At 67.6% G+C, this 11976-nt stretch carries 13 protein-coding genes; 8 read left to right on the plus strand and 5 right to left on the minus strand.

Annotated features, from left to right (window positions below; translation table 11 throughout):
- Positions 1–38: 38 nt before the first annotated feature.
- Positions 39–596: a helix-turn-helix domain-containing protein gene (locus Q7W51_00295; GenBank protein MDO8846815.1), complete on the plus strand. Its 558-nt coding sequence runs from the start codon at positions 39–41 to the stop codon at positions 594–596.
- Positions 583–918 carry a DUF86 domain-containing protein gene (locus tag Q7W51_00300; GenBank protein MDO8846816.1) on the plus strand — a complete coding sequence of 112 codons (336 nt, stop codon included), beginning with the start codon at positions 583–585 and terminating at the stop codon, positions 916–918. The genes Q7W51_00295 and Q7W51_00300 overlap by 14 nt, the downstream gene beginning before the upstream one ends.
- On the opposite strand, the gene Q7W51_00305 is transcribed toward Q7W51_00300, so the two are convergent.
- Both Q7W51_00305 and purB read right to left on the minus strand, forming a co-directional pair.
- Positions 915–1616 (minus strand): hypothetical protein, encoded by a 702-nt coding sequence (locus tag Q7W51_00305; protein MDO8846817.1) that lies wholly within the window; start codon positions 1614–1616, stop codon positions 915–917. The genes Q7W51_00300 and Q7W51_00305 overlap by 4 nt on opposite strands.
- Positions 1617–1742: 126 nt before the next feature.
- The gene (purB, locus tag Q7W51_00310) at positions 1743–3083 is read right to left on the minus strand and encodes an adenylosuccinate lyase (protein ID MDO8846818.1); all 1341 of its coding nucleotides are present in this window, start codon (positions 3081–3083) and stop codon (positions 1743–1745) included.
- Between the two features lie 518 nt (positions 3084–3601).
- Between purB and Q7W51_00315 the strand changes: the two genes are divergently transcribed.
- The 4 genes from Q7W51_00315 (at position 3602) to Q7W51_00330 (ending at position 8467) form a co-directional block, all read left to right on the plus strand.
- The gene (locus Q7W51_00315; GenBank protein ID MDO8846819.1) at positions 3602–4234 is read left to right on the plus strand and encodes a helix-turn-helix transcriptional regulator; all 633 of its coding nucleotides are present in this window, start codon (positions 3602–3604) and stop codon (positions 4232–4234) included.
- A 31-nt stretch (positions 4235–4265) separates the two neighbouring features.
- Positions 4266–5087 carry a fused MFS/spermidine synthase gene (locus tag Q7W51_00320; protein ID MDO8846820.1) on the plus strand — a complete coding sequence of 274 codons (822 nt, stop codon included), beginning with the start codon at positions 4266–4268 and terminating at the stop codon, positions 5085–5087.
- A gap of 111 nt (positions 5088–5198) precedes the next feature.
- Positions 5199–5579, plus strand: a complete 381-nt coding sequence (locus Q7W51_00325; GenBank protein MDO8846821.1) for an aspartate 1-decarboxylase — start codon at positions 5199–5201, stop codon at positions 5577–5579.
- Positions 5580–5761: 182 nt separating this feature from the next.
- A complete protein-coding gene (locus tag Q7W51_00330) occupies positions 5762–8467 on the plus strand; it encodes a cation-translocating P-type ATPase (protein MDO8846822.1) in 2706 nt (901 codons plus the stop codon).
- On the opposite strand, the gene Q7W51_00335 is transcribed toward Q7W51_00330, so the two are convergent.
- The gene (locus tag Q7W51_00335) at positions 8464–8865 is read right to left on the minus strand and encodes a hypothetical protein (protein MDO8846823.1); all 402 of its coding nucleotides are present in this window, start codon (positions 8863–8865) and stop codon (positions 8464–8466) included. The two genes, Q7W51_00330 and Q7W51_00335, sit on opposite strands and share 4 nt — an antisense overlap.
- A 1-nt stretch (position 8866) precedes the next feature.
- Positions 8867–9574 carry a (4Fe-4S)-binding protein gene (locus Q7W51_00340; GenBank protein ID MDO8846824.1) on the minus strand — a complete coding sequence of 236 codons (708 nt, stop codon included), beginning with the start codon at positions 9572–9574 and terminating at the stop codon, positions 8867–8869.
- Positions 9575–9631: 57 nt separating this feature from the next.
- On the opposite strand from Q7W51_00340, the gene Q7W51_00345 reads away from it, so the two are divergent.
- Both Q7W51_00345 and Q7W51_00350 read left to right on the plus strand, forming a co-directional pair.
- Positions 9632–10585: a cysteine synthase family protein gene (locus Q7W51_00345; GenBank protein MDO8846825.1), complete on the plus strand. Its 954-nt coding sequence runs from the start codon at positions 9632–9634 to the stop codon at positions 10583–10585.
- A 13-nt stretch (positions 10586–10598) separates the two neighbouring features.
- On the plus strand, positions 10599–11177 hold the full coding sequence (locus tag Q7W51_00350; protein ID MDO8846826.1) for a YdeI/OmpD-associated family protein: 579 nt from the start codon (positions 10599–10601) through the stop codon (positions 11175–11177).
- A 40-nt stretch (positions 11178–11217) separates the two neighbouring features.
- Here Q7W51_00350 and Q7W51_00355 read toward each other — a convergent pair whose 3' ends face one another.
- Entirely contained in the window at positions 11218–11808 is a 591-nt protein-coding gene (locus tag Q7W51_00355) for a DUF2239 family protein (protein MDO8846827.1), read from the minus strand.
- Positions 11809–11976 lie beyond the last annotated feature (168 nt).

Here is an 11976-nt window from a genome sequence, read left to right on the forward strand (position 1 = left end):
CTCGCAGCATGACCCCCCTGTCTGACATCGGACGACAGATGATCGCGGCACGGCAGACCGCCGGAATCACCCAGGCGGAGCTCGGCCGCCGCCTTGGCGTGGCCCAGCCGCAGGTGGCACGGTGGGAGGCCGCTGCCTACCGAAACGTGGCCCTTGAACGCGTGAGCGCGGTGGCCGAGGCGCTCGGCTTCGACATCGCCGCGCCAGATCTGCCGCTCGCGGCCGAAGCCCCCGGCACGTACGAGACCACCCTACCGGGCGCCGATGCCGAGGCCCTGCGCGCCCTCGCGCGCACCCGCACCTCACCCGCGGCGCTGGCCGCATTCGCACGCACGCACGGCATCGAGCGGCTCGAGCTGTTCGGCTCTGTGCTGAGGCCCGACTTCACGCCGGAGAGCGACGTGGATGTTCTCGTGACCTACGCGCCCGATCGAGTGCCGTCGCTCTTCAGGCTTGTCGACCACGAAACCGAACTCGCCGGCCTGTTGCGCCGTCGGGTGGACCTCGTCTCGCGCCGTGGCATCGAGCGAAGTGAGAACACGATACGGCGTGAGGCAATCCTCACAACCGCTCGGACGATCTATGCGCGACCCTGAAGCCAGTCTGGCCGATATCGCGGTGTACGCTCGCCGCGCCGTGGCCTACTTGGATGGCATGTCCCTTGCCGAGTTCGCGTGCAACACGGGTGTCCAGGACCAGGTGGTACGCTGCCTCACCGTGATCGGGGAGGCCGCCCGCCGAACGCCCGAGGGACTCCGCACCCGGCACCCCGATGTCCCGTGGTCTGTGATGATCGCGACGCGCAACCGCCTCGCCCATGAGTACGACGGCATCGACATCGAAACGGTCTGGTTGACGGTGACCGACGATCTGCCCAGCGTGCTGCAGCAGCTCGAAGCGTATCTGCCCGAGGCCTAGGTGCCGCAGCCCCTCCACGATGCAGCCGGTGCGGACTTCTTCTTCCGCCGGCGAGGCTTGTGCTTCACCTTCGGCGCCGCAGCATGGGCCGCTTCGACGACTGCCGGCTCACGGTACTTGTCGAAGCCCTCGAGGATCTCGCCGAAGACGGCCGCTGCGTACTCCTGCTGCCAGTCCTCAAGCGACATATAGAACATCGGGTAGAACGGGAGGCCCATCGCGATCGTCAGGTCCACGACACTCCCGAGGATGTCCGGTCGCTCGACCATCAGGTCGATGACCTCGGGATTCACGAAGTCCTGAGCGCGGTCCGGCGGCATCAGCATGAACGTCCGCTCGTCCGTTCGGATGACGATGTCGTAGAGGTAGTTGCCGTCGCCGAGAAGCGCGATGCCGTAGCCACCGACACTATCGCCGAAGCGCCGCGCCCAGGCGTGCTCCTCGCGCTCCAACCCCCAGATCCGCGCCAGACTCTCGAAGTCCAAACTCATCGGCATGGGGCAGCGCGGAAGCTCCTTGATGACTTCCCGCACGTTCGCGCAGGTGACAAGCGTGCGCGGCGGGACCGCTTCGGCAAGGACGCCGAGTGCGAGACTCGCTTCGAGCCAGGACGTGGCGTTCAGGAGGATCCGGGTGAGGTCCGGGTCTGCCTCGAAGTGAGGGCTGAGTGCGTTGAGCATCGGCTGAACAGCGCGCATGCGTGACCTCGAGGAATCGTGGGACCTGGCACCCATGCTATCGGCCCGCGGTTCACCGGCGTTGAGAGCCGTCTGCCAGACGAGTGTGCGCCGTCCGACACGATGGGCGACGGGCGGTGCGAAAGCCTAGAACTCCAGCCCCGCCACCCGCTCGAAGACCACGCCCGCCCTCGCGAGGAACGCCCGCGGGTCAAAGATCGCGTCGAGCTGCTCGGCCGAGAGCACGCACTCGGCGTCCGCCTCGAGCCGCTCGCGGTAGCTCGCACCCTCTCGCGCATGCTGGATGTCGTCCCAGACGGCCATGGCGTTGCGCTGCACCACGAGGTATGCGTCCTCGCGCTTCATCCCGGCGTCAACAAGTTCGAGCAGCACGCGGCTCGAGTAGATGAGCCCACGCGTCTTCTCGAGGTTGGCGATCATGACCTCGGGATACACCACGAGCCCGTCGAGGATCCACTCGAGCTTGGCGAGGAGATAGTCGGTTGCGATGAAGCTGTCGGCGAGCACCACGCGCTCGGCGCTCGAATGCGAGATGTCGCGCTCGTGCCACAGCGCCACGTTGTCGAAGCCCACCTGCGCGTTCGCCTTCACCACACGCGCCAGCCCGCACACGCGCTCGGCCGTGATCGGATTGCGCTTGTGCGGCATCGCCGAGCTGCCCTTCTGCCCGGCGGTGAACGGCTCCTCGGCTTCGATGGTGTCGCTCTTCTGCAGCGCGCGAATCTCGGTGGCGATCCACTCGGCGGTGGCGGCTACGGTGGCGAGCACCGCGAGCACGTGCGCGTGCCGGTCGCGCGCGATCACCTGCTGCGACGCCGGATCCGGCGTGAGGCCGAGCTTCTCGCAGACGTAGCTCTCCACGAACGGGTCGATGTTCGAGTACGACCCCACGGCGCCGGAGATGGCGCCCCACGCGCACGAGAAGCGGCGGGTCGCCACGAGCCGTCCTTCGGCACGCTTGAGCGCTTGGGCCCACGCCGCCCACTTCATGCCGAAGGTCATCGGCTCGGCGTGGATGCCGTGTGTGCGGCCCACGCACAGGGTGTCCTGGAATTCGGCCGCGCGCCGCTGGCAGATGCGGCCGAGCTTGCGCACGTCTTCGATGATGATGTCCTGCGCCTGCGTCATCTGGTAGCACAGCGCGGTGTCGCCGAGGTCGCTCGACGTCATGCCGTAGTGCACCCAGCGGGACGGCTTCGGGTCGTCTTCGGCATATCCCGCGTCGATGTGCTCGGCCATGTTCGTGAGGAACGCGATCACGTCGTGGTTGAGCGTGGCCTCGAGTTCGTTGATGCGCTCCACCTCGAAAGCCGCGCGCTCACGGATGATCGCCACGTCTTCGGCGGGCATCACGCCGAGTTCCACCTGCGCCTCGCACGCGAGGATCTCGATCCGCTTCCAAATCTCGAACTTGTTCTCGAGGTCCCAGATGGCGCCCATCTCGGGGCGGGTGTAGCGATCGATCATCGTCGGCTCCTTTGGTGAGTCGGCGGGCAGGTCCGGTGCGGCCGTGCGGGGACCCATTATCGCACGGCACGCGGGCGCGCGAATCCCTCTTGACCGCCATTCATGCATGGGTGTATTTTGTGGCTACCTCAGGAGGGGACGAGAGGACATGTGGAGCTCTCCCCTTACAGCAGTCGGGAGTCACCGGACAAGATCTGGTTCATGCGTCGCGAGCGAGGCGACTCGCCGGTCAGGCGATCCATCGAGCAGCTCGACGGGCAAACGCGAATGGCGACATGGCGTCTACTCGACCAAACGGAGGTATCAGGCCCTCCGAGGAGGATCAACCGCTTCCGGCACCTCAAGGGCGATGTCTTCGAGTTCAAAGTGCACCAGGCCGTGGCGGTACGCTACTTGAGCTTCAGGTCTGACGTTGGGTGGGTAATCACCTTCGCGGTTTACAAGCCCGGAAGCGCCACACTGCAACGGCTGATACGAGAGACGCAACAACTGCATGATGAGTACGAGAGGACGCGATCATGAATCTGCTCCCGCACGAGGAGGACGAATTCCAGGCGATGGTGGCCGCCGACCGCCTGACTCCCGAGTATCGGCTCGCAGGCGCAACCTACGCCATCTCCGAAGCACTCTACGTCCGCATGGAGGAGCTCGGGCTCACGCGCAAGGAGTTCGCCCAGCGCATGGGCGTTTCACCTGCCCGAATCACCAACATCTTCAAGGAGAAGGGCAACTTCACACTCAAGACACTCGTCGAAGCCGCGCACGCGCTCGACTGCGAACTCACCATCGGGCTCAAGCCCCGCGAGATCGATAACTCCGGCGAGTATCGCCTCCCGAGCGCCGAGGGTGCGAGTGTCGCGGCCGAGGCTCGCGCTTCCTACGCCCGCACGGGTTCTGTCACCCGCGCGGATCGCTCACGCGATGAGGAGATCCGCCAGCACCTCGCATCGGGCAAGCTGCGCATGGAGGATGACCAGGTACTCATGCGCCATCAGGCCGACGGCTCCTATCATCCGGCGAAGTTTCGGCAGGCCTCCGCCCATTCGGCCATGGAGAAGACCAACATCGGCCGCCGGGCGTACTACCGCAGCCGCATCCTGGCAATCGCCCGCGAGACCGGGGTCTCGGACTCCCGCATAGCCGCCGGATGACGGTATCAGCCAGGGTCGCTATCCTCGCACCATGGCCGAGTACTCGCATACCTCCGCACACCACCGCCTGCACGTGACAGACCGCGACGGCGTCCGCACGCTGCGCTTCGAGCGCCACCAGCAGTCATCCATGCGGCTCGATGACCCCTTCGCAACCGACATCGAGTACGTGGGTTACCTCCACCTGACGCTTGCGATCTCACCCGAGCCGAGGCGGGCGCTCGTGATCGGGCTCGGTGGCGGAACGTTCGTGAAGCAGCTGTGGCGCGACCACCCGACGCTTCACATCGACGCGATCGAGATAGACGCCGAAGTGGCAGCGATCGCGCGTGAACTCTTCGAGCTGCCGGACGACCAGCGCATCTCGGTGCACGTCACCGACGGTCGCACGTTTCTCGACGCGAGCGACGGCGCCTACGACATCATCGTGATAGACGCCTACGACGACGATCACATCCCCCGCCCGCTCGTCACCGAGGAGTTCATGCGATCGGCCTACGCGCATCTGACCCCGGACGGTGTGGTCGCCTACAACGTGATCGGGACGATCGCCGGAAGCCAGAGCAAGCCCTTGCGGAGCCTGCATCGCACGGCGTCGAACGTGTGGCGCACCGTCTGGCTCTTCCGCGTCGATGCAGCGGTGTCCGGCGAGCAGCGTCCGGAAAACGTGATCCTGCTCGCGAGCGATGCCGAGCTCACCGACGACATCGTGCTTGAGCGCATCGCGAGCCGGGTCGACGGCAGCGTATCGGTTCCCGGCTTCGAGTGCTTCGGCGAGCAGCTCTACCGCGGCCCGCTGCGTTCGGGTGACGTGCCGATCCTGACCGACCCTCCATCTCGGCGCGGGCGCTAGCCCCACGCTGCGCCCTCGACGTGCAGCCCCCTCACCGTGCTACAATCCGCCACCTAAGGCCCGTATCGAGACGCGACCCACCCAGGGCGTGTACCCGAGGGAGCAACTCAAGTGAAGCGCACCATGCTCGGCGGCAAGATCCACCGCGCCGTCGTTACGGAAGCCAACGTGGCGTACGAGGGCAGCGTCTCGGTCGACGAGGACCTGCTCGACGCCGCCGGCATCCTGCCCGGCGAGTTCGTCCACATCTGGGACGTCACCAACGCCGCGCGCCTCACCACCTACGCGATCGCCGCCCCGCGCGGCTCGGGCGCAATCTGCGTGAACGGCGCTGCCGCCCACCTCGTTGCTGCCGGCGATCTCGTGATCATCGCGTCGTTCGTGGAGCTCGAGGACGCCGAAGCCCGCGCCTGGGCTCCGCGCGCGGTGTTCGTGGACTCTGCCAACCGCGCAGTCGAGGTCCGCGCCGAAGAGGCGTTCCGCGCGCACTAGCGCGTGCGGCGCCTCTCCGCTTCGGGTATCATCCCGCCGAAGGGGAGTAGCTGCCCGGCGTCGCAGCCGGGAGGCAGGCCGTCATCACGGGCATCCCGGCCCCGGCCCTGCTGCGCGGAACACCTCGCGTGCGAGACCTTCAGGATCGTTCGTGTCCTGACCCGCTGCGCACAGGAGGATGCATGTCCAAACGGATCCCGCTCGACCCCGCGTCTCTCGACGGGGCCTTCGTCGTCGAAGCGGCACACACCGTCCCCGCCGACGAGGTCCTCTCCCATCTCGCCAGCACGCCCGATGGCCTGACTGCCGATGAAGTCGCGCGGCGTCAGGAAGCGGTGGGCCCGAACGAGCTTCCCGAGGGCGAGAAGCGCACCATCCCCGCGATGATCCTGGACCAGTTCAAGGACTTCCTTATCCTGCTGCTCCTTGGCGCGGCTGTGATCTCCGGAGTACTCGGAGAGTTGGCCGACACCATCGCCATCCTCGTGATCGTCATCCTGAACGCCGTCATCGGTGTGGTGCAGGAGTTCCGCGCCGAGCGCGCGATGGAAGCACTTCGCGAGATGGCCGCCGAAACCGCCACTGTGCGCCGCGACGGTGTGGCCGCTGACGTACCCGCCGCCGACCTCACCGTCGGCGACATCGTGCTGCTGGACGCCGGGCGTGTGGTGCCCGCGGACCTGCGGCTCATCGAGTCGGCCGGCCTGCGCGTGGCCGAGGCGGCACTCACTGGCGAATCGCTGCCGGTGGAGAAGTACACCGAGGCCGTCGAGGGCGCCGACTCCCCCATCGGCGACCGCTCGAGCATGGCCTACCGCGGCACGCAGGTCGTCTACGGCCGTGGCGTGGGCGTCGTGACCAGCGTGGGTCTCGCAACCGAGCTCGGCAAGATCGCCCACCTGCTCGGCTCGACGGGCGACGTCAAGACGCCGCTGCAGAAACGGCTCGCGCAGTTCAGCAAGCAGCTCGGCCTGGCCGCCCTCGGGCTCTGCACGATCGTCTTCATCGTCGGCATGGTCCAGGGCGGCGACATGCTCGAGATGTTCATCACCGCCGTAGCCCTGGCGGTGGCCGCCGTGCCGGAGGCGCTGCCCGCGGTGGCGACCATCTCACTCGCCCTCGGCGCAAGCAGGCTCGTGAAGACCAACACGCTCGTCCGCAAGCTGCCGGCCGTGGAAGCGCTCGGCTCGGTCACCTACATCTGCACCGACAAGACCGGCACGCTCACGCTCAACAAAATGACCGTGGAGCACCTCGCCGCTGGCGACGCACAGACGATTGCCACCACAGCACTCGACGGCAGCGGCGAGGGTCTCACGTGGCTCGGCCGTGCGCTCGCACTCTCGAACGACGTCACCGGTAGTGACGACGCGCTCGTGGGCGACCCCACCGAGATCGCCTTCTATCGCATCGCCGCCGAGAACGGCTTCATCCCCGCCACGCTCACCGCCGAGCTGCCGCGCTCGGCCGAGGTGCCGTTCGACTCGGACCGCAAGCTCATGACCACCGTGCACACGCTGCCCGACGGTGGGTACGTGTCGTTCACCAAGGGCGCCGCCGAGGCGATCCTCGAGCGCTCGCGTGAGGCAATCGCCGCCGATGGCGCTCCCGTCGCACTCGACACCGACGCATCGTCCGCGCTGGTAGACAGCTGGTCGGCCGAGGGGCTGCGCGTGCTCGCGTTCGGCATGCGGCGTCTCGACACGCTGCCTGAGGACGGCAACATCTCCGCACTCGAGCAGGATCTCACGCTCATCGGCTACACGGGCCTCGTCGACCCGCCCCGCGAGGAGGCGCGCGAGGCGGTAAGCACCTGCAAGACCGCCGGCATCATCCCGGTGATGATCACCGGCGATCACCCGGCCACCGCGCTCGCGATCGCCAAGCGCCTCGGCATCGCGGACCACAAGGAGCAGATGATCACTGGCGTCGAACTCGACGCGCTCTCGCTCGAGGACTTCGAGGGCCGCGTGGAGGGCATTCGCGTGTACGCGCGCGTGGCGCCCGAGCAGAAGCTCAAGATCGTCCAGGCGCTTCAGGACCGCGGTGAGTTCGTGGCGATGACCGGCGACGGCGTGAACGACGCACCCGCGCTCGCCACCGCCGATATCGGCGTGGCGATGGGCATCACCGGCACCGACGTGGCCAAGGAGGCCGCCTCGATGGTGCTGTTGGACGACAACTTCTCCTCGATCGTGTCGTCGGTCCGCGAGGGTCGCCGCATCTTCGACAACATCCGCAAGTTCATCAAGTACACGATGACGTCCAACTCCGGCGAGATCTGGACGATCCTGCTCGCTCCGCTCCTCGGCATGCCGATTCCGCTGTTCCCCATCCACATCCTCTGGATCAACCTCGTCACCGATGGCCTGCCGGGCCTCGCCTATGCAAGCGAGCCGCACGAGCGCGCCATCATGGAGCGTCCGCCGCGCGCGCCCAAGGAGTCGATCTTCGCCGACGGGCTCGGCACGCACCTCATCTGGGTGGGCCTGCTCATGGGTGGCGCATCGCTGTTCATGCAGGCGTGGGCGATGCCGCGCTCACCCGAGGGTCACGACCTCTACTGGCGCACCATGGTCTTCACGGTGCTCTGCCTCTCGCAGATGGGCCACGCCATGGCCATCCGCTCCGACCGCCAGTCGCTCTTCCAGATCGGCCTTCTCTCCAACAAGCCGATGCTCGGAGCGGTGGCGCTCACGTTCGCGCTACAGATGGCGACCATCTACGTGCCGTTCATGCAGAAGGTCTTCAAGACCGAGGCGCTCTCGCTTGGCGACCTGCTGATCGCGCTCGCACTCTCGAGCGTGGTGTTCTGGGCCGTGGAGATAGAGAAGTGGGTCAAGCGTCGCAAAGACGCGCGCTCGGAGCTGGTGGCCGCTGCGGCCTAGCGTTCGAGCCACTCCAGCAACTCGACTATGCGCCGCTCGTCCGCACCTTCGACGAGCGGCGCAGCTGCTTCCAGCAGCGCGCGAGCGCGGACACGCTCGGTCGCTGCCTCGGCATCATGACCCTGCATCGCGAGAGCCTCGGCACGCGCCACGAGCAGCTCGGCAAGCATGTGCGCCCGGAAGGTGTCGAGGGTGCCGCCCGCCGAGAGCATCGTCACGAGGCCGTCGCCTGTGAGCGCGTCCACGAGATCGGGATCGGTATCGAGCAGCTCGTGGACCGCTTCGCGGGAGAGTTCGATGGCCTCCTCCGGGCGGTGCTCGCGGAGCGCAGCGAGCAGGCGCCGAAGCGCGTCACCCATCTGCTCGATCTGCCGCAGGAGCCAGTCGGTCTGATACACGCTAGTCCTTGCGGTCGGTGAAACCGACGTCCCAGTGCTTGCCGTCGCAGCGCGGCTTGTTCCGCGACTGGCCGCATCGGCACAACGTGCAGTGCTCGTGCGACTCGCCCTCGGCGTGCGGCTCGTCGATGACGCGTACCCCGCCTTCGAGGAAGTACGGACCCTCGGCCGACGCGATCACCGTGGGAGGGCGGTCTTCGTAGTTGCGGTACAACACGCCGTCAACCGTGCAGCTGAGCGCACCCGACGGACACTTGCGGACGAGCGCGATGATCTCTTCGGCACTCGCACCGTCCGGATCGACCCAGGGACGCTTGCTGCGATCGAACACGCCCGGCAGTTCCAGCACGCAGTACTCGACGTGCGCGCACAGCGCGCGGTTGTCGTGGATGGTCACGTGGGCGCCCACATGGTCCACGAGCCTGCCTGCGCCGGGCTTCCACACGCGCTTGCTCGAGAAGCCAGTCGCGACATGGGATCCATCGCAGAACGGCTTGCGGTCCGAAGCGCCACACCTGCACAGTAGCGCGCTGTCGCGGATGGAGAGCGGCATCCGGTCGGGACCCTGAAGCGTTCCCTGGTGCTCCGAATCGTCGCCACGACGGTAGCGCAGCGGGCCGTCCTCGAGGGGCTCGATGTGCGGTCCGCCGTGTATGTCGTCACCCATGAGCACCTCGACTCTCCGGACGATGGCCGATGACACGAGCATACCAGGCGGGCCCTCGTGTATCCTCGCTCTACTGACCACTGCTCCTGGGAGGCATCTGTGTCGCTCGGCAACGATTCCCGGCTGGCCCGGTACGACGACCTGCTCGACCTGTGCGGCGACGTCGACCATCCCACGCCGCTCGTTCGGCTCAATCGCACGCTCCCCAATCCCGCCGTGGACCTCTACGTGAAGTGCGAATGGGTGAACCCCTTCGGCTCGATCAAGGACCGCACCGCCAAGTGGCTGCTCAGGGGCCTCGCCGAACGCGGTGAGCTCGAAGGCAAGACGCTCGTGGAAGCCACGAGCGGCAACACAGGAATCGCGCTCGCGGCCATCTGCGCGCAGCTCGGCGTGCCGATGATCGCCACCGCTCCCCACGTTCTCTCCCCCGAGAAGACCGCCCTGCTGCGCGCGTTCGGGGCCGAGGTGCGCCTCACGCCCGCCGACGACGACTCGGGCCTGCACCCGATGGACGTGGCGTTTCGCATGGCCGAGGCGATCCGCGACAGCGACCCTGCAAAGTACGTGATGCCCAACCAGTACGACAACGCGGACAACGCGCGCGCCCACTACGAATCGACGGCGCCGGAGATCTGGGCGCAGACCGAGGGGAAGATCCGCTACTTCTTCGCGGGCTTCGGCACGTGCGGCACGCTCGTAGGCACAAGCCGCTTCCTGAAGGAGAAGGATCCCTCGATCCGCACCATCGGCGTGCAGCCGGTGCGTGGGCACCACATCTCCGGCCTCAAGAACATGGAGGAGACCGCCGTGCCCGCCAACCTCGATATGTCGGTGATCGACGAGATCGTGTGGGTCGATGACGCCATGGCAGACGAGGCCACGCGCCGCCTGTACCGGGAAGAGGCGCTCATGGTGGGTCCGTCGGCGGGTGCGATACTCGCTGGCACGCTCCAGTACCTCGGCGACGACGCCCGGAGCGGGATCGCGGTGGCGATCGCACCGGATAGCGGCCAGAAGGCCGCCACGTATCTCGCGCAGATCCTGGAGTGACCGGAGGCTCACCGTGAGCACGCCGAAGGCCGACCGCCCGCTGCTCGAACTCAGCTCGGCCGCCAAGTGGCACGCCTGGCTCGCCGCGAATCACGCAACCTCCGACGGCGCCTGGCTCGCGCTCGCGAAGAAGCACGCTGGCGCAGCGGCGCCTGGCTACGAGGAGGCCGTCGAGGAGGCGCTCTGCTGGGGGTGGATCGACACCACGGCGCGGCGTCTGGATGCCGAGCGCTACCTCCAGCTGTTCACGCCGCGCAAGCCCGACGGCACGTGGGCGCGCTCGAACAAGGAGCGGGTCGAACGCCTGATCGCCGAAGGCCGGATGCAACCGGCCGGTGCTGCGGTGATCGACGCCGCGAAGGCGAGCGGCGCGTGGACGCTCCTCGACGAGATCGAGGCACTCGTGATGCCCGAGGACCTCGCGACCGCACTCGCGGCGGACGGGCGGGCGGCGGCGGGGTTCGCGGCATTGCCCGACTCGGCCAAGCAGATAGCGCTCTACTGGATCGCGAGCGCGAAGCGGGCCGAGACGCGGGCGCGCCGCATCACCGCCACGGTCGTCGCCGCCGCCGAGGGCCGCTCGCCGCAGTGAACGCGGGCGGTTCGTGCGTGCGTGGTCAGCTCGCGCCCGCCTAGAACGCCCGCTCCGCCAGCCGGTGCGCGTGGTCCCGCACGTCGGGCGCCCAGGCGTCCGTGCGCGATGCGAACGCCGCGGCATCTCCTGCGTAGAGCGCCCGAACGGCCTCCTCGAATCCCGGCTCGTTACCGGCCACAGCGTTCATGAAGCGGAATGCGGCCTCCTGCGCGGTGCGCCGCGTCCCATCACCGACGCCGCTCCGCCGCGCCTCCTCAACGAGCTTGCGTAGCGTCACTGACGCGCCGCCCGGCTGTGCGGCGAGCCACTCCCAGTGGCGCGGCAGCAGCGTGACTTCGCGCGCCACCACGCCGAGCTTGGGGCGGCCGGGCGAGCGATGCTCGCGTGCGGCCGGGACTGCCTCGGCGGGAGCCATCGCGGCCGCCAATCGCTCCATCACGTCCCGCGCGTCGCCGCGAAAGTCGATCTCCACCGGCTCGGACGTCTCGTCGTCGAAGATGAACACGCTGGCATCAGGCCGCGCGTCGAGCTCGGCTTTGGCGGCCAGCGCCACTTCGGCGAGCCGACCGCGCTCGAGGCAGCGGCTGCCCGCAAATGCTATGCACGTGCGTGTGAGATCGGTGTTCATGAAGCTAGCCTCCTGCATCGCGTGGGCTGCGGCCAATTTTACCCGTATGAAATTCAGCACGTCAATATCACCCGGGTGAAATTCTCCATGCCCTGGCGCCATCCGGCCCGCCACTGCGACCTTTCGGCCGAAAGGCGGTGAGGCGCCGCGGCCCACGGGTACTATGTG

The sequence above is a fragment of the Coriobacteriia bacterium genome (assembly GCA_030652115.1).
Taxonomy (GTDB): domain Bacteria; phylum Actinomycetota; class Coriobacteriia; order Anaerosomatales; family Anaerosomataceae; genus UBA6100.